Origin of the sequence: Kitasatospora sp. NPDC059803 (genome assembly GCF_042732255.1) — a bacterium.
GTDB lineage: Bacteria > Actinomycetota > Actinomycetes > Streptomycetales > Streptomycetaceae > Kitasatospora.
Window position 1 is genome coordinate 1 of record NZ_JBHWIJ010000013.1, and the last position, 20,443, is coordinate 20,443.

General features: G+C 75.2%; 19 protein-coding genes. 9 read left to right on the forward strand and 10 right to left on the reverse strand.

Features of this window, described 5'->3' with window-relative positions; genetic code table 11:
* Nucleotides 1–46: 46 nt before the first annotated feature.
* The gene (locus ACFV6I_RS03705) at nt 47–748 is read left to right on the forward strand and encodes a PucR family transcriptional regulator (RefSeq protein ID WP_380423468.1); all 702 of its coding nucleotides are present in this window, start codon (nt 47–49) and stop codon (nt 746–748) included.
* 63 nt (nt 749–811) lie between these two features.
* Here ACFV6I_RS03705 and ACFV6I_RS03710 read toward each other — a convergent pair whose 3' ends face one another.
* Nucleotides 812–1,279, reverse strand: a complete 468-nt coding sequence (locus tag ACFV6I_RS03710) for a MarR family winged helix-turn-helix transcriptional regulator (RefSeq protein WP_063350998.1) — start codon at nt 1,277–1,279, stop codon at nt 812–814.
* 129 nt (nt 1,280–1,408) lie between these two features.
* Between ACFV6I_RS03710 and ACFV6I_RS03715 the strand changes: the two genes are divergently transcribed.
* Nucleotides 1,409–2,191 (forward strand): class III extradiol ring-cleavage dioxygenase, encoded by a 783-nt coding sequence (locus ACFV6I_RS03715; protein ID WP_363631404.1) that lies wholly within the window; start codon nt 1,409–1,411, stop codon nt 2,189–2,191.
* Between the two features lie 22 nt (nt 2,192–2,213).
* Here the strand turns inward: ACFV6I_RS03715 and ACFV6I_RS03720 are convergent, their stop codons facing one another.
* The 3 genes from ACFV6I_RS03720 to ACFV6I_RS03730 all read right to left on the reverse strand — a co-directional run bounded on the left by ACFV6I_RS03720 (nt 2,214) and on the right by ACFV6I_RS03730 (nt 3,839).
* On the reverse strand, nt 2,214–2,861 hold the full coding sequence (locus ACFV6I_RS03720) for an NAD(P)-dependent oxidoreductase (RefSeq protein ID WP_380374779.1): 648 nt from the start codon (nt 2,859–2,861) through the stop codon (nt 2,214–2,216).
* A gap of 245 nt (nt 2,862–3,106) precedes the next feature.
* Nucleotides 3,107–3,268 carry a VOC family protein gene (locus ACFV6I_RS03725; protein ID WP_380423469.1) on the reverse strand — a complete coding sequence of 54 codons (162 nt, stop codon included), beginning with the start codon at nt 3,266–3,268 and terminating at the stop codon, nt 3,107–3,109.
* 4 nt (nt 3,269–3,272) lie between these two features.
* Nucleotides 3,273–3,839, reverse strand: a complete 567-nt coding sequence (locus tag ACFV6I_RS03730) for a GNAT family N-acetyltransferase (protein WP_063346987.1) — start codon at nt 3,837–3,839, stop codon at nt 3,273–3,275.
* A 240-nt stretch (nt 3,840–4,079) separates the two neighbouring features.
* On the opposite strand from ACFV6I_RS03730, the gene ACFV6I_RS03735 reads away from it, so the two are divergent.
* A complete protein-coding gene (locus tag ACFV6I_RS03735; protein ID WP_380423470.1) occupies nt 4,080–5,618 on the forward strand; it encodes an AMP-binding protein in 1,539 nt (512 codons plus the stop codon).
* A 30-nt stretch (nt 5,619–5,648) separates the two neighbouring features.
* Here the strand turns inward: ACFV6I_RS03735 and ACFV6I_RS03740 are convergent, their stop codons facing one another.
* On the reverse strand, nt 5,649–6,431 hold the full coding sequence (locus ACFV6I_RS03740; RefSeq protein WP_363371233.1) for a LuxR C-terminal-related transcriptional regulator: 783 nt from the start codon (nt 6,429–6,431) through the stop codon (nt 5,649–5,651).
* A 159-nt stretch (nt 6,432–6,590) separates the two neighbouring features.
* Between ACFV6I_RS03740 and ACFV6I_RS03745 the strand changes: the two genes are divergently transcribed.
* A complete protein-coding gene (locus tag ACFV6I_RS03745) occupies nt 6,591–7,427 on the forward strand; it encodes a TIGR03084 family metal-binding protein (RefSeq protein ID WP_380341087.1) in 837 nt (278 codons plus the stop codon).
* Nucleotides 7,428–7,484: 57 nt separating this feature from the next.
* Here ACFV6I_RS03745 and ACFV6I_RS03750 read toward each other — a convergent pair whose 3' ends face one another.
* The 3 genes from ACFV6I_RS03750 to ACFV6I_RS03760 all read right to left on the reverse strand — a co-directional run bounded on the left by ACFV6I_RS03750 (nt 7,485) and on the right by ACFV6I_RS03760 (nt 13,226).
* Entirely contained in the window at nt 7,485–10,757 is a 3,273-nt protein-coding gene (locus ACFV6I_RS03750; RefSeq protein WP_380423471.1) for an error-prone DNA polymerase, read from the reverse strand.
* 84 nt (nt 10,758–10,841) lie between these two features.
* Nucleotides 10,842–12,500: a DNA polymerase Y family protein gene (locus tag ACFV6I_RS03755; protein WP_380423472.1), complete on the reverse strand. Its 1,659-nt coding sequence runs from the start codon at nt 12,498–12,500 to the stop codon at nt 10,842–10,844.
* Between the two features lie 3 nt (nt 12,501–12,503).
* Nucleotides 12,504–13,226, reverse strand: coding sequence for a hypothetical protein (locus ACFV6I_RS03760; RefSeq protein ID WP_380423473.1), 723 nt, complete (start codon nt 13,224–13,226; stop codon nt 12,504–12,506).
* Nucleotides 13,227–13,427: 201 nt separating this feature from the next.
* On the opposite strand from ACFV6I_RS03760, the gene ACFV6I_RS03765 reads away from it, so the two are divergent.
* From ACFV6I_RS03765 to ACFV6I_RS03775, 3 genes are all read left to right on the forward strand, one after another.
* A complete protein-coding gene (locus ACFV6I_RS03765) occupies nt 13,428–14,030 on the forward strand; it encodes a DinB family protein (protein WP_380423474.1) in 603 nt (200 codons plus the stop codon).
* 125 nt (nt 14,031–14,155) lie between these two features.
* Nucleotides 14,156–15,319 carry an SUKH-4 family immunity protein gene (locus ACFV6I_RS03770; RefSeq protein WP_380423475.1) on the forward strand — a complete coding sequence of 388 codons (1,164 nt, stop codon included), beginning with the start codon at nt 14,156–14,158 and terminating at the stop codon, nt 15,317–15,319.
* A 41-nt stretch (nt 15,320–15,360) separates the two neighbouring features.
* Complete coding sequence (locus ACFV6I_RS03775) at nt 15,361–15,735, forward strand: hypothetical protein (RefSeq protein WP_159398386.1); 375 nt, start codon at nt 15,361–15,363, stop codon at nt 15,733–15,735.
* A gap of 4 nt (nt 15,736–15,739) precedes the next feature.
* Here ACFV6I_RS03775 and ACFV6I_RS03780 read toward each other — a convergent pair whose 3' ends face one another.
* Together ACFV6I_RS03780 and ACFV6I_RS03785 are read right to left on the reverse strand one after the other, a co-directional pair.
* Nucleotides 15,740–17,113: an MFS transporter gene (locus ACFV6I_RS03780; RefSeq protein WP_380423476.1), complete on the reverse strand. Its 1,374-nt coding sequence runs from the start codon at nt 17,111–17,113 to the stop codon at nt 15,740–15,742.
* 7 nt (nt 17,114–17,120) lie between these two features.
* The gene (locus tag ACFV6I_RS03785) at nt 17,121–18,038 is read right to left on the reverse strand and encodes a DMT family transporter (RefSeq protein ID WP_380423497.1); all 918 of its coding nucleotides are present in this window, start codon (nt 18,036–18,038) and stop codon (nt 17,121–17,123) included.
* A gap of 201 nt (nt 18,039–18,239) precedes the next feature.
* Here ACFV6I_RS03785 and ACFV6I_RS03790 point away from each other — a divergent pair, with 201 nt between their 5' ends.
* Entirely contained in the window at nt 18,240–19,112 is an 873-nt protein-coding gene (locus ACFV6I_RS03790) for a LysR family transcriptional regulator (protein ID WP_063351000.1), read from the forward strand.
* 179 nt (nt 19,113–19,291) lie between these two features.
* Nucleotides 19,292–20,341, forward strand: coding sequence for a DUF2332 domain-containing protein (locus ACFV6I_RS03795; RefSeq protein ID WP_380423477.1), 1,050 nt, complete (start codon nt 19,292–19,294; stop codon nt 20,339–20,341).
* The last annotated feature ends 102 nt before the right edge of the window (nt 20,342–20,443 follow it).

Here is a 20,443-nt window from a genome sequence, read left to right on the forward strand (position 1 = left end):
CCGAGTGAGGCTCGCGGACGGGGCGTGGGGCGGGGCCTAGAAGGTGGTGGGGGTCCCCGCTCGGATCGACGGGTGCCGGGCGGGCGAGGCGGGTGACGCGCCGGGCGACGGCCCGCCCGTCGCCTGGGCGGCGTACGCGCTGGCCGAGGCGCTGCACCCGCACGGCGCGCCGTACCCCGCCGGGACCGACCGCGGCGGGCGGTCCGCCGCGCTGGTGGCCGCGCCGGTCGAGCAGGTCGCCGAACGGCTGCGCCGGGCCCGGCCCGCGCTGCAGAGCCGGCTGACCGGCCGGCGCACTCTGCGAGTGGGCGTCGGCCCGGCCGCCCCGCCCGCCCCCGCCGCACTGCGGGCGGCGCTGGTGCAGGCCCGCTACGTACTGGAGGGCTCGGCCGGCCCGGTCGCCAGCGCCGCCGAACTGGACTCGCTGGACGGACTGCTGCGCGGCATCCCGCCGGAGGTGACGGCCGCCTTCCACGCCCGGCTGCTGGCCCCGCTGGCCGCCCACGACCGGGAGAACAGCGTCTCGCTGCTGGGCACCCTGGCGGTCTTCCTGGACCACGACGGCTCGTGGGCGCGGACGGCCGAGGCGCTGTGCATCCACGTCAACACCGTGCACTACCGGATCCGCCGGATCGAGGAGCTGACCGGCCGCAGCCTGGCCCGACTGCGGGACCGGCTCGACCTGCGGACCGCCCTGCTCTGCGCCCCGCAGCCGGTCCGGGCTCAGGCCCCGGCTCAGGCTCGGTAGACCGCCGAACGGGAGCGGCGGCTGCTGCGGGGGGGGCAGCGCAGGGGAACTGACTGAGGGACTTCAGGGTGTGTCGTCGAGGCGCAGCCGGGCGCTGACCTCGCCGAGGCTTTCGGCGAGCACGGCCAGCTGCTCGCGGGTGAGCACGTCGATCAGCAGCTCGCGGACCAGGGCGACGTGCCCGGGTGCGGCCTGCCGCAGTGACTCCCGCCCCTGGTCGGTGAGTTCGGCGATGACGCCGCGCACGTCGCTGGGGCAGGAGCGGCGGGCGACCAGGCCCATCCGCTCCAGCTGGGTGACCTGGTAGGTGAGGCCGCTCTTGGAGGTGACCAGCTTGTCGGCGAGTTCGGTCATCCGCAGCGCGTGGGCCGGGGCGGCGGACAGGTGGACCAGGATCTCGTACTGCTGGTGCGAGAGGCCGGAGTCCTCCTTGAGCTGGCGCTCCAGTCGGCGGTTGAGCAGGTTGCTCGCGACGACGAAGCCCCGCCAGGCAGCCATCTCGTCCTGGTCCAGCCAGCGGGGTTCGTTCAGTGTGGACATGCAGTGAAGCCTACTCCTGTTGTTCAAATTCGAACGAAGGTGTACGGTCAGCGAGTAGAGGTTCAAATTTGAACTACTCTGCCGAGCCACCAGTCCCGTTCGACCCAGGAGGAGGACGCCATGAGCACCGCGGCCCCCGAGCGTATGCCCGCCCTGTACCTCTCGCACGGCGCGCCGCCGCTCGCCGACGACCCGGTCTGGCCCGGTGAACTGGCCGCCTGGTCCGCCGACCTGCCCCGGCCCAAGGCCGTCCTGATGGTCTCCGCCCACTGGGAGGAGGCACCGCTCGCCCTCGGCGCCGTCACCACCGTGCCGCTGGTGTACGACTTCTGGGGCTTCCCCGAGCACTACTACCAGGTCCAGTACGCCGCCCCCGGCGCACCGGCGCTCGCCGACCGCGTCCGCAAGCTGCTGCGCGCCCCCGGCACGCCCGTCCAGGACATCCCCGACCGCGGCCTCGACCACGGCGCGTACGTCCCGCTGGTGGAGATGTTCCCGGAGGCCGACATCCCCGTCCTCCAGATCTCCATGCCCACGCTCGACCCGCAGCGGCTGCTGGAGATCGGCCGCCGGCTCGCCCCGCTGCGCGACGAGGGCGTGCTGATCGTCGGCAGCGGCTTCTTCACCCACAACCTGCGGGCGCTCAGCAACGACGGCCGGATCAGCTCGGTGATGGCCGAGTTCGACGACTGGGGCCGGCGCGCCCTGGACGCCCACGACCTGGACGCGCTGCTCGACTTCGAGCGCAAGGCCCCCGCCGGGCGGCTCGCCCACCCGCGCACCGAGCACTTCGCCCCGCTGTTCGTCACCCTCGGCGCCGGCGAGGCCGACCTCGGCAGCCAGCGCAGCGTCATCGACGGGTTCTGGATGGGGCTCGCCAAGCGGTCGATCCAGCTCGGCTGACCGGGCGCACCGTAACTGAGGGTTACAGCGCGCAGCAGGTGAAGCGCTCGCCGATGTGCTCGGGCTGCTCGGCCTCGTCGACCAGGGCGACCGCGTAGTCCGGCACCGAGATCCGGCTGCGCCCGGCAGCGTCCGTGAGCAGCTGCTCCAGGCCCGTCCGGTAGCGGCCGGTCCGCTCCCCCGGGCCGATCTCGGCGGCCGGGCTGAGCACCGTCCAGCGGACGTCGGAGACCGCCCGGTAGAAGTCCAGCGCCGCGCCGTGCGCGTGCATGATCTCCAGCACCGGCTCCGGCAGCCCCGGCGCGTCCCAGACCCGCACCCCCGGCGCGGTCTCCAGGCTGCCCGCGCCGCCGACCGCGATCAGCCGGGGCGCGGCATCGCCGAGCGAGCGCAGGCCCTCCACCAGCGAACGGGCGGCCGGCCCGATCAGCGCCAGGTGGCCCGGGCCGTCGCCGCCGCCGACCGCGCTGACCAGGACGTCCTGGCCGGCCGCCACCCGGGCCACCTGGGCCGGGTCCAGGACGTCCGCGCGTTCGACGAAGGCCGCCCCGCCCTGGTAGCGGTCCGGGTCGCGGACCACCGCGGTGACTTCGTGCCCGCGCGCGGCCGCCTCCGCGACGATGGCACTGCCGATGGTGCCGTTGGCGCCGATCACGGCGATTCTGGCCATGGGGTACCTGCCTGTCTCTCGGGTGGTGGGGTCGGGGAAGCTCGCCGCGACGTGGCATCAGCCAGGTTCGATTATCGGACGGTTCCACTGCGACGGCCCGAGACGTCGGCCTGTCGTGTGACGGGTGCGCCGGGCGGGGCGAACCGACCGGCCGCCAAGTCCTCGTGGACTCGGCGACCGGTCGTTCAGGCGGCGGCTCAGGCGGCGGCCCGGGCGGTGACTCAGGTGGTGGCCCAAACGTTGGCTCAGGCGTTGCCGGTGGCGATGCGCTCGGCCTGGCTGCGCTCGACGCACAATTCGTTACCCTCGGGGTCGCCCAGGGTGCCGTCCAGCGCCTGGGCCCAGAACTGCGCGAGGCCGTGCGGGTCGGCGCAGTCGATCGTCACGTGTCGTACCAGAGATCCCATCCGGCTACTCTGACCTGCCGCGTTCGGCCCCGTCCAGCCGTTTCCTGGAGTGCCGGTGACCGTCCAACGGGAACTCCGGCGGCAAGGCCGTCAGCACCTCCTGGAAGGCGTAGCCGCTCTTCTCCGCGACCCGGCAGGACGCCTGGTTGTCCACCTGGTGCAGCAGGTCGATCCGGACCAGGCCGTCGTCGGCGAGCACCTCGAAGGCCCAGGCGGTGAGCGCCACCACCGCGCGCGGGGCCACCCCCCGGCCGCGGGCCGCGGCGGCCGTCCAGTAGCCCACCTCGGCCGCCTCCCCGCCCGGGGTGCCGCGCTTGAGCGCGACGTTGCCGAGCAGTTCGCCCGTGCCGGGCTCCAGCACCGCGAAGCTGTACCGGCGGCCCTCCGCCCGGCCCCGGTACTGCAGCCCGAGCCAGTGCGCGGCCTCCTCGGCGTTCCCCACCGGGGTGCGGGTGAAGCGGCGCAGCGTCTCGTCCCGGTACGCCTCGATCAGGGCCGGCGCGTCCGCGTCCTCGAAGGGGCGCAGCAGCAGGCCCGCGGCCCTCGGGTGCGCGGTGACGGGGGCGGTCACCGCAGTCCCCCGGCCTCGTGGCGGGTGCCCGGTCGTCGGTCGCTCATGGTGCTTCTCCCCGTGGGTGCATGGCCGTTCGCTGCGATCTTCCTAGCAGGTGGCCGGCCGGCCCGCCGCATCGGTCGCCCGTCTGTTCGCGACGGGCTCAGCAAACGGAATCCGCTCCTTCCACTCTGCTCCCACCGGCGACACCCCCGATCGGGGGTGTCCGGCGGGCGGGTGGGAGAGGACAGTGGGCGCATGCAGATTCCACTCTCCGTGATGGACTTCCTCGACCGGGCCGAGCTGGTCTACGGCGACCGGGTCGGCATCGTCGACGAGCCGGTGCAGCCGGCCGAATCCTGGGGCGAGCTGAGCTACCGCCGGGTCGCCGAACTGGCCCGGGCGCAAGCGGCCGGGCTGGACCGGCTGGGCGTCGGGCCGGGCGAACGGGTCGCCGTCGTGTCGCACAACTCGGCCCGGCTGCTGACCTCCCTGTTCGGGGTGAGCGGGTACGGGCGGGTGCTGGTCCCGGTGAACTTCCGGCTGAAGGCCGAGGAGGTGGCGTACATCGTCGAGCAGAGCGGCGCGTCCGTCCTGCTGATCGACCCCGAACTCGCCGACGCGCTGGGCGGGGTGGCGGCCAAGCACAAGTTCGTGCTCGGCGCGGACAGCGACGCGCTGCTCCACGACTTCGACAACTCCCCCCGGCGGTACGAGATCGCCGAGAACGACACCGCCACGATCAACTACACCAGCGGAACCACCGCCCGCCCCAAGGGCGTTCAGCTCACCCACCGCAACATCTGGTTGAACGCGGTACTGATGGGCCTGCACTACGGCGCCGGCGACCGGGACGTCTACCTGCACACCCTGCCGATGTTCCACGCCAACGGCTGGGGCCTGCCGTTCGCCCTCACCGGGCTCGGCGCCCGGCACATCGTGCTGCGCAAGGTCGACGGCGCGGAGATCCTGCGCCGGGTCGAGCGGCACGGGGTGACCTTCCTCAGCGGCGCGCCCGCCGTGGTCCAGATGGTGCTGGACGCGGCCGCCGAGTGGGACGGCCCGGTGCCAGGCCGGGACCGGGTGCGGATCGTGGTGGCCGGCGCGCCGCCGCCGACCTCGGTGGTGCAGCAGGTCGAGTCCGAGCTGGGCTGGGAGTTCATGCAGCTCTACGGCCTGACCGAGACCTCCCCGGTGGTCACGGTCAACCGCTCGCGCGCCGAGTGGGACGCCCTGCCCGCCGCCGAACGGGCCGAGAAGCTGGTGCAGGCGGGCGCCCCGGCGCTCGGCACCCGGCTGCGGGTCGACGCCTCCGGCGAGATCCTGGTGCGCTCCAACACCGTGCTGGACGGCTACTGGCAGCAGCCCGCGGCCACCGCGGACGCCCTGCGGGACGGCTGGTTCCACACCGGCGACGGCGGCGTCCTCGGCCAGGACGGCCAACTGACCATCTCGGACCGGAAGAAGGACGTCATCATCAGCGGCGGGGAGAACGTCTCCTCGATCGAGGTGGAGGACTGCCTGTACGGCCACCCGGCGGTCGCCGAAGCCGCGGTGATCGGAGTGCCGCACGAGAAGTGGGGCGAGACCGTCAAGGCGCTGGTGGTCCTCCGGGAGGGCCAGGGGCCCGTCACCGAGGCCGAGTTGATCGCTCACTGCAAGCAGCGGCTGGCCGGCTACAAGTCGCCCACCTCGGTGGAGTTCCGGGCGGCCCTGCCGCGGACCGCCACCGGGAAGCTGCAGAAGTTCCGGCTGCGCGAGCCGTACTGGACGGGGCGGGAGCGGCAGGTCGGCTGAGGCGCACCCACTGGCCCCGACCAGGCATGTTCACCGGTCGACCAGGCCGGACTCGCGTGCCGCCAGGGCGAGTTCGGTCCGGTTGCGGACGCCGAGCTTGTGCATCGCGGACTTCAGGTAGCCCGTCACGGTGTTGCAGGTGAGGCCCAGCCGGGCGGCGATCTCCGGATTGGTCCGGCCGGTCGCCGCCCAGCGCAGCACCTCGTGCTCGCGCGGGGTCAACGGCCGTACGGGGGCGGCCCGTCGGGGCGGCGCGGACCGCCAGGCGGCCGCCCCGGCCAGGGCCCGGGTCGCCGTCGCGGCCAGTTCGCCGACGGCGGCGATCCGCACGTCCCCGAACGGGACGACGGCACGCAGCGACGCGTACACCACGCCGTACACGGTGTCGCCGTGCAGCAGCGGCACGGTGAGCATCGCGTACAGGTCCTCGGCGCTGACGGCGGCGTCGTGGTCGTGCGAGATCGTGGTGGCGGCACGGTAGTCGGGCACCCAGCTGGGCGCCCGCTCGGCCAGCGCCCGCCCGCCCAGGCCGGTGCCGGTCGGGACGGCCCGGTCGTGCAGCAGGTCGGCCCGGGTGCCGGCCCAGTGGCGCAGCACCATGCCCGCGTCGCGCCCCCGGGGCCCGGCCGGCGGCTGCGGCACGCCGACCAGTCCGACGTCGGCCCCGCACTCGGCCACCACCCGCCGCGCGAGGTCGCCGAGCACGGCGTCCCGCACCAACTCGGCGGCGCGGGCGGCGAGCCCGGGATCGTCCGAGTGCGCCGGGGTGGTGAGGGTGTCCGCGGCCCCGGGGCCCGTCTTCGCCCTTGTCATCGCGAGATTGTCACACGCGGCACGGCCGCTGGCGAGAGTGCTGACATGGGTGTTCCCCGCGTCTTCGACGCAGTGGCGGGCACGGCGGCCGGGCCGGGCGTAGGGTGCGGCCGTGACGTACCGGCGGGTAGTGCGCCGGACCCGGAAGGAGGGAAACCGATGACGGACCCGAACACCCCGACGACGCCCGCGGCGGACGTCCTGGCCGCGCTGCTGGACGACCTGCGGGCCGAGAGCGCGGCGCTGGACGCCCTGGTGGCCGGACTGGACCCGGCCGGCTGGGCGCGCCCGACGCCCGCCGAGGGCTGGACGATCGCGCACCAGATCGCCCACCTGGCCTGGACCGACGACTGGACGGCGCTGGCCGCGCGCGACGCGGACGGCTTCGCCGCCACCCTCGACGAGCGCTTCGGCACGCTGCCGGCCGCCGGCGTCGACCCGGTGAACGAGGGCGCGGCGAGCGGCGCGGCCGCCGCACCCGCGGACCTGCTCGCCCGCTGGCGCGCCGGCCGGGAGGAGGTGTCGGCCGCACTGGCCGCCACCCCGGCCGGCACCCGGCTGCCGTGGTTCGGCCCGCCGATGAAGCCCGCCTCGATGGCCACCGCCCGACTGATGGAGACCTGGGCGCACGGCCAGGACGTCGCCGACGCGCTCGGCGCCGCCCGCGAGCCCACCGCCCGGCTGCGGCACATCGCCCACCTGGGGCTGCGCACCCTCGGCTTCGCGTTCACCCTGCACGGGCTGCCCGCCCCCGAATCGCCCGTCCGGCTCGAACTGACCGCGCCCGACGGCGGCCTGTGGACCTTCGGACCGGACGGCGCCACGGACCGGGTGACCGGCCCGGCCCTGGACTTCTGCCTCCTGGTGACGCAGCGCCGCCACCGCGACGACCTCGCCCTCACCGCCACCGGCCCCACCGCGACCGCCTGGCTCCCCATCGCCCAGGTCTTCGCCGGCGCCCCGGGCAAGGGGCGGACGCCCGCCCGAGCTGACTGATCGTCACATCCCCTGGGGTGGAGGGCGGTCCAGGGTCCCGCCCTCGGCTCACCCCGCTCAGAGTCCGATCCGCAGCGGGGTGAGCCGGGTGGCGATCAGGTTGGTGGCGCCGCGGTCGCGCTCGATGCGGCCGTGGACCAGCAGGCCGGCCCGGTCGAGGGCGGTGCGGCGCCGGGACTCCCAGACCGGGCGGTTGCAGACCACGTTGATCAGGCCGGTCTCGTCCTCCAGGCTGAGGAAGAGCACCCCGCCGGCCGTCGGCGGCCGCTGCCGGTGGGTGACCAGGCCGCCGACCACCACCTCCGATCCCGGCGCCGCGTCGGGGAGTTCGGCGGCGGACAGGGCGCCGCCGCGCTCCAGGCGGGCGCGCAGGTGCTGGAGCGGGTGGCTGGTGGCGGAGGTTCCGGTGGCCCACAGGTCGGCGATGGTCTCCTCGACCGGGCTCATGCCGGGCAGCGGCGGCGCCTCCGTCCCGGGCGTGGTCCCCGGGATCAGTGCGGCCGAGATCCCGGCGAACGCCCCTGCCGTCCACAGCGCCTGACGCCTCGTCAATTCGAAGCAGTCGAAGGCGCCCGCCGTCGCCAGCGCCTCCAGCGCCGGCGCGGGCAGACCGGTGCGGCGCGCGAAGTCCTCCAGGTCGGCGTACGGTTGCCCGGCCGCGATCGCCGCGGCCTGCGGGGCGCCGATGCCGCGCACCGTCTCCAGGCCCAGCCGGATCGCCGGCTGCGGGCGGCCCGCGGTCAGCGGCGGCTCCGGCGTCGCCCCCCGGTGCGGCTCCAGGGTGGGGCGCGGCGCGCTGGCGTTGACGTCCACCCCGCGCACCCGCACGCCGTGCCGCCGGGCGTCCGCGACCAGGCTCAGCGGCGAGTAGAAGCCCATCGGCTGGTTGGCCAGCAGGGCGCAGGTGAAGGCCGCCGGGAAGTGGTACTTGAGCCAGGCGCTGGCGTACACCAGGTAGGCGAAGCTGATCGCATGGCTCTCCGGGAAGCCGTAGTTGGAGAACGCCTCGATCTTGCCGTAGACGTCCTCGGCGACCTCCTCGGGGATGCCGCGCTCGGCCATCCCGCCGAGCAGCCGCTCGCGCAGCCGGGCGACCCGCTCGTGCGAGCGCTTGGCGCCCATCGCCTGCCGCAGCCGGTCCGCCTCGGCGGGCGTGAACCCGGCGCAGTCGATGGCGAGTTGCATCATCTGCTCCTGGAACAGCGGCACCCCGAGGGTCTTGCCGAGCGCGTTCTCCATCAGCGGGTGCGGGCAGCCGGCCGGTTCGGCGCCCGCCCGGCGGCGCAGGTACGGGTGGACGGAGCCGCCCTGGATCGGGCCGGGCCGGATCAGCGCGACCTCGACCACCAGGTCGTAGAAGTGGTCCGGCTTGAGCCGGGGCAGCGTCGCCATCTGGGCCCGCGACTCGACCTGGAACACGCCGACGGTGTCCGCCCGGCGCAGCATCGCGTACACGCCCGCGTCGCCGTCCGGGATGGTGGCCAGGTCGTAGCGCAGGCCGTGGTGCTCGGCGACCAGGTCGCAGGCGTCGTGCAGCGCGGCGAGCATGCCGAGGCCGAGCAGGTCGATCTTCACCAGCCCGGCGCCGGCGGTGGACTCCTTGTCCCACTGCAGCACCGAACGCCCGGGCATCCGGGCCCACTCGGTCGGGCAGATCTCGCCGATCGGCTCCCTGGTGAGCACCATGCCGCCCGAGTGGATGCCCAGGTGGCGCGGCAGGCCGTGGAGTTGGGCGGCGAGCGAGAGCACGTCGGCGGGGATCACGGCGTCCGCACCGGGTGCGGAGCGGAAGTCGGTCTGCCGGCTGAACGCGTCCACCTGGCCCTGCGGATAGCCGAGCACCCTGGCCGCGTCGCGGATCGCCAGCCGCGGCCGGTAGGTGATCACGTTGGCGACCTGCGCGGCGTGCTCGCGGCCGTAGCGGCGGTAGACGTACTGGATGACCTCCTCGCGGCGGCGGTTCTCGATGTCCAGGTCGATGTCGGGCGGCCCGGCCCGGGCGGTGGACAGAAAGCGTTCGAACAGCAGCTTGTAGTGGACCGGGTCGACGGCGGTGATCCCCAGGGCGTAGCAGACCGCCGAGTTGGCGGCCGAGCCGCGGCCCTGGCACCAGATGTCCTGGCTCCGGCAGAAGTCGACGATGTCGTGCACGATCAGGAAGTAACCGGCCAGGTCGAGGTCCTCGATGACGTCCAGCTCCAGGGCGAGCTGGCGCCGGGCGGCCGCGTTGCCGGGCCCGAAGCGGGCCGGGCCCCCGGTGGCGACCAGGGCGCGCAGGTGGCTGATCTCGCTCTCGCCCTCCGGGACGGGGAAGCCCGGGAGCTCCGGGTCCAGCCTGGTGAAGTCGAAGGCGCAGGAACGGCCGAGTTCGGCGGTCGCCCGCCGCACCCCCGGGAAGCGGGCCAGCCGGGCGGCCATCTCCCGGCCGGAGCGCAGGTGCGCGGTGCCTGCGGCCCGCGTCCAGCCGACCGCGTCCTGGAGGGTGCGGCGCCCGTGCAGCGCGGCCAGGCTCTGCGCCAGCCGGCCCTGGGCCGGGCCGGCGTGGTGGGCGTTGGTGGAGGCGACCACCGGGAGGCCCTGCTCGGCGGCGAGCGCGGCGAGGGCGTCATTGCGCCGGTCGTCGCCGGGAAGCCACTGGTCGATCAGCTCCACGTGGACGTTGTCGCGACCGAACACCTCGGTCAGGGTGTGGAGTTGGTGCCCGGCCGTGCCGTCATCGAGCTTTGCCGGGACGCGGCCGAGGCGGCAGCCGGTGAGCACCGCCCAGTGGCCGCCGTGCGCCCCGGCCAGCGCCGCGAGGTCGTACGCCGGGCGGCCCTTCGCGCCGCCGGCCAGCTGGGCGGCGGCGATCGCGGCGGACAGTCGGCGGTAGCCGGTCGGGTCGCGGGCCAGGACCAGCAAGTGTTCCACCTCTGTGCCGTCGTGACGGATCGTCAGTTCGGCGCCGAACGCGGTGGCCACGCCCGTCCCCCGGGCCGCCTCGGCCAGCCGGACCGCGCCGTACAGGCCGTCGTGGTCGGTGATCGCCAGCGTCTCCACGCCCAGCCGGGCCGCCTCGGCGACCAGGTCCTCCGGGTCGCTGGCGCCGTCCAGGAAGCTGAAGGCGGAGTGGACGTGCAGTTCGGCCCAGGGCTCGCTGCCGTCGCCGGGGGCTCCGGGTGCGCCGGGGACTCCGGGTGCTCCGGGAACTCCGGGGACTCCGGGGACTCCGGGGGCGGGCTCCTCCTGGGCGGGGCGGCGCAGGGGGACGACCGTACGGTCCGGCGCGGCGCCGGTCAGGCGGCGGTGCAGCTCGCTCCAGGGGAGGGTGGGGTGGCTGGTGAAGCCCATCGGGGGTCGCCTTCGTTCTCGCGGTTCGTCACCTCTCCCCCCTCGGATCCCCCCCCTCGGATCCCCCCCTCGGGCCGGTGGCCGTCAGTCGTAGCCGGCCTCCAGGTACCACGCACCCCCCTCCACCGTGAGCAGCAGCGCCCGGCCACCGCCCAGCACCACCTGGAACCGGGCCCGGCGGCGGGCGAGCGACTGGTCCCACCAGTACTCGACCGCCGGCCAGGGGCCGGTCCAGCCGTCCACCCGCTCCTGTCGCCCCTGCCCCTCCCTGCCCGACGGGCCATCGTGGAACACCACCAGGGCCGGGCGGGCCGACACCCCCGCCCGGCCGTCCACCGTGACCGGCAGCCCGGCCTCGTCCAGCACCCGCACCGGCACCGGCTCCCGCAGCACCACCGCCGGCCACACCTCCGGCAGCCGCCCGGGCCAGGGCGCGCCGACCGACCCCGCCGCCTCGTACGGTTCGCCCCACGGCACCTTGACCGCCTGCTCGCCCGGACCGCGCCCACCGGCCGGCTCGATCCGGCGCAGCCCGGCATGCCCGAGCACCGCCTGCACCCGGGCCACCGCGCGCTCCACCCGGTCGTCCGCGACCGCCTGGCCCCACAGCGCCAACTGGCGGCCCTGGTCCGGGGAGAGGCCGTCGGGGGCCAGCCGGAGCAGGGCGAACCCGGCGTCGGGCGCCTCCCCGGACGACTCCCCGGACGCGGCGAACGTGCCCGCGCCCTGCCAGGCCTGGAGTTGCCAGCGGACCCGCTCGGCCAGCGCCGTCGCCGACAGCCCGCCCTCGTGCCGCCACAGCCGCGAGGCCGTCCGCCCGTCCGCGCAGGCCACCTCGACGGCCACCCGGCGGCAGGTCAGCCCGGCCCCGGCCAGCCGCTGGTGCAGCTGCTCGGCCAGCGTGCGGGCGACGAACACCAACGGCTCCGCCAGCGGCTCGGGCGGGTCGAAGCGCTGCTCGACGGCGAGGTCCGGCTCCTGGTCGCGCGGCACCAGCGGGCGCGGCTGCAAGCCCCGGGCCAGCCGGTGCGCCACCGCCCCCGCCGGGCCGAAGCGGTCCGCGACCGCCTCGGGCGGCAGCGCGGCGAACGCCCCGACGGTCGGCAAGCCGAGCCGCCCCAGCACCTCCGCCAGCGCCTCGTCGCCGAGCACGCCCACCGGGTACGGCGCGAGGAACTCCGCCGTCCGCCCGGCCGGAACCAGCACTCCGGCGCGGGCGGCGAGCACGGCGGCGAACAGGCCGTCGGCGACGCCGACCTGGGCGGGCGGGGGCGGGGGGTGCTCCGTCGCAGAGGTGGTATCCGTACCGGGCACGGCGACCGCGCCGGGGGCGGCGTCCGGGACCGGCTCCCGGGCCAACGCGTCCGCCACCGCCGTCCGGACCTTGGCCGCCAGCGCCTCCTCGCCGCCGAAGTAGCGGCCCGGCCCCTTCACCGGGATCGCGCACAGGCCCGGGCGGACCACCTCCACCCGGGGCGTGAACGCCTCCACCGCCGCGACCACCGGCTCGAAGCGGCCGGTCTCCGCCTCCGGGTCGCGGTCGCGCAGCTCCAGCGCCGGGCAGAGCCGCTGGGCCAGCTTGAGCCGCTGCCCCTGCCGCACCCCGGCCGCCCGGGCACCCGCCGAGCAGGCGAGGATCCGCCCGCCCTCGGTCACCGCCACCGGGTCGTCGCCGGTGACGGCCGCCACCGGCCAGTCCGGGCACCAGATGACCAGCACCCGCGGTGTCCTGTCGTCCGCCATCGCTCACACCACCGCTACCCGTTCGAGCGGCTGCTCGACGGCCCCGGGCCGCCCCGGAACGGGACGCTCCAGGACGGGGCGCGCCAGGGCCGGCCGGTCCAGGACCGGCCGTACCGCGCCGTGCTCGTCCGGCAGCCAGAGCCGGGCGGTCCGCCCGCGCACCGCCGAACCGCGCCCCTCGGCCACCACCTCCACCTGCCGCCCGGCGAGCTGCCCGTAACCGTCCCCCAGCCCGAACCAGTGCCCGGACCGCACCCCCAGCCGCAGGGCCGCCCCCGGCCACGGCCCGGCCACCAGCAGCACGCAGCCGCTGCGCCGCAGCACCGCCGCCAGCCGGGTGGCCAGCTTCGGCGGCACCGGGCCGTCCGGGCGCAGCATGACCAGTTCGACCGCGCCGGCCAGCACCGACACCACCTCGGCCCAGTGCGGCCCCGGGTCGTCCGCGACCAGCAGCCGCCGCAGGTCCAGCCCGTACCCCTCGGCCGCGGCCAGCCCCAGATCCGGCAGCCCGACGGCCGCCGCCCAGCCACCCTCGGTCTCCTTCACCCCGGCCGCCAGCGCCAGCAGTAGCCCGGTGTCCCCGCCCGCCACCGACACCGCCGTCCCCCGCCGCAGCCCGCCGTCCGGCAGCACCTCCCGCAGCGCCGGCACCACCGGCAGCACGCCCCGCCCGGCCTGCTTGTCCTGCCCGTCCTGCTTGTCCGCTGGCACGGCGGCCGGCGCCACCGGCCGGAGCGTCGGTCGCTCGGCGATGGAATCGAAAGCAGGTTCGAAAACGGACACAACCCCAGGATCGAACATTCGTTCGTAAAGATTCAAGTCCACACCCTCCCCACCCCGCCCGTCACACTCCGCAGCTCCCCCTTGCCGGCCCCTGGGTGCACGGAAATCGATGGACAGGTCCGACGCGATCAACAGACTGATGCCATGACGGCAACCAGCCCCAAGACCGATCCCAAAACCGACCTTCGGATCTACCTCCAGGACGCCCGCGACGTCCTGCTGTGGAAGCTCGACGGCCTCTCCGAGTACGACCTCCGGCGCCCGCTGACCCCGACCGGGACCAACCTGCTGGGGCTGGTCAAGCACGTCACCGGGGCCGAGGCGATGTACTTCGGCGACACCTTCGGGCGGCCGTTCCCCGAACCGACGCCGCTGTGGTTCACCGGCGACACCGAGCCGAACGCCGACCTGTGGGCGCGGGCGGACGAGACGACGGAAGAGATCACCGGGCGCTACCGCCGGGTCTGGGCGCACACCGACGCCACCATCGAGGCGCTGCCGCTGGACGCGATCGGCCGGATACCGTTCGGCCGGCGGGCCGAGCAGACCCTGCACCGGATCCTCGTCCACATGATCGCCGAGACCCACCGCCACGCCGGCCACGCCGACCTCCTCCGCGAACTCGTCGACGGCACCACCGGCCAGCGCCCCGACGGGATCAACACCGCCCCCGGCGACGCGGCCTGGTGGCAGGCCCACCACGCCCGCGTGGAGCGGGCCGCCCGGGAGGCCGGCGGGCTCGTCTGACCCGCCCGGTACAGGCTGGAGCCCTGCGGTGGCTTGCGGTGGCTTGTCCGCGCTGGTGTCGGATGGGGCGGCTAGGGTCTGGGGGTCAAGGGTCGGGGCGGTGGAAGGCTGGGGACGTGGGGGGCATGGGGGACGTGGGGTGTGCGCGGGTCGCGGCGGACGGGTTGCCGAGTGCGGTGGTGCACCCGGGGAGCCGGGAGTTCCTGATCCGGGAGGGGCTGCCGCTCTCGGGGGCGTTCCTGGACTTCGGGGTGCTCGGCGACGGGGCGTTGGCGGCACTGCCGGAGGCGGAGCGGCTGTTCGTCTTGGGCGAGACGGAGTACTGCGCGCCGTTCGCCGCGGCCGGCGGCCTGGTGCTGCTCGACGGAACGACCGGCGAGGTGTTCCTCGGCGAACCGGGCCCGCGGCGGGACCTGCTGGCCTCCGGTCTGCCCGCGCTGGCCGGATTGGTGCGGGAGGTGGAGGCGGTCGCCGAGGCGGCCCGGCGGGCGGACGCGCTGAACGGGCGGCGCGGCCCCGCGGTGGTCGCCGAGGTGACGGCCGGGGCCGAACGGCGGATGCGGGAGATCGACCCCGGACTGTTCGAACGGTCCGCGACACCGCCCGCGCACTGGGGCACGGCACTGCTCGTGCGAGCACTGGGCTGGGGCGCGCTGCCCGGCGGTCCGGGCGGTCCGGCGTACGAGGTCGGCCCGGAGCTGGTGGCGGAGCTCGCCGCGCTGACGGGCGAGGAGGACGGCGCGGGCCTGGTGCACCGCTACCGGGCGGAGGAACTGCCCGCCGGGCTGGTGCACGAGCCGACCCGGCGGCTGCTGACCGAGATCGGGCTGCCGCTGGGCGGGGCGATGTTCGGGGTCTGCGAGGAGCCGCTGGTCACGATGGCGGAGGCGTACCCGGAGTACTTCGACGGCGAGGAGGAACGCCCGTACCAGCGGGAGTTCCTGGCGCTCGGCGACTGGCCGACCGATCTGACGATCGCCCTGGACGGCGTCACCGGCCGCCTGGAACTGCCGGACTGGTACGACGACGGCCAGCCGGAGGCCTACCTCAACCGCGACCTGTCCGCCCTGCTGTACGCGCTGTGGACGTACGAGCGGCTGCGCGCCGAGTGGGAACGCTGGGACTGCGGGCGGGGCCGGGACACCTGGGCGGTGTTCGACCCGCAGTCGCTGCTGAGCACCGTGGTGGACCGGCTCGTGGAGGCCGTCGACCCGGAGGCGTTCGCCTCGCCCGGGTGCTCGTGGCGGCTGCTCGCCGAGGACGCGCACATGGGCGGCCTGCTCGGGTGATCCCGGCGGCGCCTCGGACAGTGCGCCGGTACGCTGCCCCGGTGACGAACATCCGTACGGCGACCGGGCGACGGCGGGCGGTGCTGCTCACCTTCGGCGCCGTCCTGTCCCTCGCGGCGGCGGGCTCGCTGTACGGGCTGCTGTACGTGCGGTCACTGGACTTCGGCGAGCGCTGCGAGCAGGGCCTCGTGCCCGGCGGCGGACGGCTGCTGGAGACGGGCGCGTCCTGGCTGCCGCCGGACGCGTGGTGCCGGTTCGAGGACGGGAGCATGTCCACCACGCCGTTCTGGGCGCTGCTGCTGTTCTACGCCCTGCTGACCCTGGTCGTCTGGTCGGTGACCGCGCTGCTGCGGATCCACCGCCCGCGCCCGCACCTGGGGCTGGACTGGCAGCCGGGGCACGGGCCGGGCTGGTAGGCCTTCAGGCCTGTCGGGGCTGCGCGGGGAGCTGGGTGGGGACGGGGCCTTCGGAGGCTTCGGCTTCGGCGTCGGCGTCGGCGTCGGCGTCGGCGTCGGCGTCGGCGTCGGCGTCGGGGAGCCGGCGGCGGGTGCAGATCGGGGAGAGGAAGACCGGCAGGAAGGCCACCGCGAGGACGGCTCCGCCGAACCAGAGGGTGGCCCGCAGGCCGACGAGTTCGCCGAGCAGCCCGGACAGCGCGGAGCCGATCGCGAGCGCGCCGGTGAGCAGGAAGCGGAAGGTGGCGTTCATCCGGCCGAGGAGCGCGTCCGGGGTCATCCGCTGGCGCAGGCTCACCCCGAGGACGTTGTCCATCCCGGTCTTGAGCGAGACCAGCAGCCAGCCCGCCCCCGCCGCGAACAGCCAGGGGCCGTGCCCGATCAGCGGCACCAGCAGCCCGGCGGGCGCCACGCAGACGCCGGCCAGGCCGAGCGTGCGTCCGTAGCCGAGTCGGGCGGCGATCGGGCGGGCGCCGCGCGAGCCGAGCAGGGTGCCGACCCCGCCGACCGCCCAGAACAGGCCCAACGCCCCGGCGGGAAGGCCCAGTTCCCGCACGAACAGCACCGGGAGCAGGGTGTTGACGAGCTGGAAGCCCAGGTTGGTGAGGGCCCCGGTGAGAGCGAGCGCGCGCAGTTCCCGGTTGCCGAGGACGTGCCGCAGCCCCTCGGCGATCTGTGCTCCGAGCCCGCCGCCCCCGGGCCGATCGCCGCCGCCCCCGCCCCCGCCCTCGTCGGCGATCGGCTCGGGGGTGGGGGCGGGGGTGCGGCGCAGCCCGATCAGGCGAAGCGCCGAGCCGAGGTGGCTGAGCGCGGTCGCGACGATCGCGAACGGCGCGGTGAGCAGTTGGACCAGCAGGCCGCCCGCGCCGCGCCCGGCGACGTTGCCGACCGCCATCAGGCCGACGACGGCGGCGTTCGCCTGCACCAGGTGCCCGCGGCCGACCAACCGGGGCAGCACGCTCTGCGAGCCGACGTCGAAGAAGACCGTCGCGCAGCCGGTGAGCAGCGCGACCGCGTACAGCTGCCAGAGGGTGAGCCCGCCCAGCCACCAGGTGAGCGGGATCGAGGCGTACAACGCGGCCTTCACCAGGTCGGCGACGATCAGCACGCGGCGGTGGCGCATCCGGTCCACCCAGGCGCCGGCGGGCAGGCCGATGAGCAGGAAGGCGAGGGTGCTCAGGGTGGCGAGGACGCCGACCTGCCCCGGGCTCGCGTCGAGCGCCTCGACGGCGATCAGCGGGACGGCGACGTAGCCGACGTTGGTGCCGAGTTGGGCGAGGGCGGTCGCGGTGAAGAGGGTGCGGAAGTCGGCGGTTCGCCAGAGGGAGTGGGGGTGCATGGTCCGTTCAGTCGCGTGAAGCGGTGGGGGTCGGCATGAGGGCGGGGGCCTGGGCCCGGTGATGTTTCGTCAGAAAAACACCGGCGAGTACGACGATCATTCCGGCGACGGTCCGGATCGTCAGCTCCTCGCCGAGGACGAGCGCGCCGAGCGCCGTGGAGACCACCGGCAGCAGATAGCCGACGGTCGCCGCACTCGTGGGGCCTTCCGTGGCGATGAGACGGTAGTTGAGGTGGAAGGTGAGCCCGGTGCAGGCGACGCCGAGGACGGCGACGGCGACGAGTCCCAGCGGATCGGCGCCCGCGACCGGGTCGAGCGAGCCGCTGACCGGGAGCGCGAGCGTGCTCAGCCCGGCCGCGGCCGTGAGCTGGGCGGCGGAGAGCGCCAACGGGCCCGTTCCCGTGCCGGTGAGGGCACGGGCCATGTAGGCGAAGGCGATCGCGTAACTGGCCGCCGCGCCGAGCAGGGCGAGCGCCGGCAGGACCGGGAGGCCGCCGCCGTCCCGCCACGGGGAGAAGATCAGCAGCACGCCCGCGAAGCCGAGCACCAGACCGCCCAACCGCAGCGGGCCGCGGGCGCGTTCGGCGCCGAGGGCCCGTTCGGTGCCGAGCACGAGACCGACCAGCAGGGACCAGAGCGGGGTGGTCGCGTGCAGCACCCCGGCCAGGCCGGAACCGACGCCGCGCTCGCCGTACGCGGTCAGCAGGAACGGCAGCGCGTTGCAGAGCAGCGCCGCCAACGTGAGCCGGCGCCAGACGGCGGCGCCGCGCGGCAGGCGCTGCCGGGCGGAACGGGCAAGCAGCAGCAGGACGGCGGCGCCGAGGACCGAGCGGAGCACGGTGATCTGCACGGGGGTGAGCCCGTGCTGGAGCGCGAGCCGGATCCAGAGGAAGCCCGAGCCCCAGAACAGGGCGAGAACGGCCATCCGCAGCACGGGCGGTGCTCCTTCTGTCGAGGTGACGGTGTCGGGTGTGTCGGGGTCGGGTGTGTCGGGGTCGGTGTCGGGTGCCAGGGGGGTGTCGGGGTGTTCGACGACGGTCCCGCGACGGGACCCGGTAGCACAAGCGAAATGTTCTTCACCACCTTTAAGCTGAGCTACATGACTGAGGTACTCGACGTCCGACGGATGCAGGTCCTGCGGGCCGTGGTCGACCACGGCTCGGTGAGCGCGGCGGCCGGCGCGCTCGGCTACACCCCGTCCGCCGTCAGCCAGCAGGTGGCGGTGCTGGAGCGGGAGACCGGGACGGCCCTGCTGGAACGCGTCGGGCGCGGCGTGCGGCCGACCGCCGCCGGACTACTGCTCGCCGGGCACGCCGCCGTCATCGAGCGGCAGGTCGCGGAGGCCGGCGCGGCGCTGGCCGACCTGCGGGCCGGGCGCAGCGGCAGCCTGACCGTGCGCTACTTCGCCACGGCCGGTGCCGCGTTGGTGGCCCCGGCGGTGGCCGCGTTCCGCCGAACACACCCGGGCGTACGGCTCGACCTCGGCATGACCGACCCGGAGGACCCGCTCACCGAGGTGCTGGACGGCCGGGCCGACCTCGCGGTGGTGGTCCGGTCCGACGGCGCCGCGCACCCCGGCCTGCGGCTGGTCCACCTGCGCGACGACCCGTACCGGGCGGTGCTGCCCAGGGGCCACCGGCTCGCCGCGAAGCGTGTCCTGGACCTCGCCGAGCTCGCGGACGAGCCCTGGGTGGGGGCCGAGCCGCCCGGCCCGTGCCGGGAGGTCGTCCGGGGGGCCTGCGACGCGGCCGGGTTCGGGCCGTCCATCGCGGTGGACAGCGCCGACTACGCGACGGCGCAGGGCTTCGTCGCGGCCGGACTGGGCGTCGCCCTGGTCCCCGCCCTGGGACTCGCCCAGCGCCACCCGGGCGTCACCGTGCGTCGGCTCCGCGGCCCGGAGCCGGTCCGTGCACTGCACGCCGCAGTACGCGAGGGCGCCTGGGGGCAGCCGGTGCTCGGCGCGCTGGTCTCCGCGCTGCGGGCGGCGGCGCAGCCGTAGTACCACCGGCCCGGCCGCCTCCGGGCGGTGGCGGTGCGATCTCACTCTCGCGGGGGCCGGATTAGCGCCCGTACAGCGGACGGCAAAGGCACGGACAGGACACGGACAAGGCACGGACAAGGCTGCGCCAATTCGCTGAAGAGAGTCGAAGAGAGCTGAAGAGAAAGGAAGTACGGAACGTGGACAGTGCTACCGGGGACCTCTACCAGGCCTTCGCGGAGCGGGAGGCCCGCGGCAACTCGGCGAGCTACCAGGACCTCGCCGAACGCGTCGCCGGGGACGAGGAGTTGTGCGCCCTGCTGGACGGGCTGCCGGTCGCGAAGCGGCAGCCGAATCTGCTGTTCGGTTCGGTCCGCCACCTCGGCGGACCGGTGACGGCCGGCTATCCGGCCTTCCGCACCTGGGTATCGGCGCACTGGGACGAGGTCGCGGCGACGATGCTGCGACGGCGGACGCAGACCAACGAGGCCGGCCGGTGCGCCACCCTGCTGCCGCTGCTGTCGGCGCTGCCGCAGCCGCTCGCGCTGATCGAGGTGGGGGCCTCGGCGGGGCTCTGCCTCTACCCCGACCGGTACCGGTACCGGTACACGGTTGACGTGGGCGAAGTGCGCGACGTGGGCGAAGTGCGCGAAGCGGGCGACCCGGCAGTCGAGTTCGGTGCCCAGGAGAGCCCGGTGACGCTGGAGTGCGCGGTGCGCGGGCCGGTACCGCTGCCGGCGTCGCTGCGGGAGCGGCTGCCCGAGGTGGTGTGGCGCGCCGGGATCGACCTCAACCCGCTGGACGTCCGGGACGAGGGGGACGTGCGCTGGCTGGAGTCGCTGGTCTGGCCCGAGCAGGCCCACCGGCTGGAGCGGCTGCGCGGCGCCGTCCAGGTCGCCCGGACCGAGCCGCCGCACCTGGTGCGCGGCGATCTCAACGCGACGGTACGGGAGTTGGTGGCGCAGGTGCCTGCCGGTGCCACGCCGGTGGTGTTCCACAGCGCGGTGCTCGCCTACCTGTCCCCGGAGGCGCGCGAGGAGTTCGCGGTGACCATGCGCGGCCTGCCCGGGCACTGGATCTCCAACGAGGCCGTCTCGGTGCTGCCGGCCGTCGAGCGGCGCCTCCCCCGCCCGGCGCCCGCCGGATCCGGGCTGTTCGCGCTCGCCCTGGACGAGCGGCCGGTGGCCTTCACCGGACCGCACGGGCAGTCCCTCCACTGGTTCCGGTCCCGGGACGGTCTCGGGGCTTGAAGCTGCCGCCTCGGCAGCTTCTACCGGCGTGGGGGCGCGCGGGGGGACCGCGCGCCCGGGCCCCGCGCCAGAGAGAGTGGGGGGGCGCGCGGCTCCACTCGG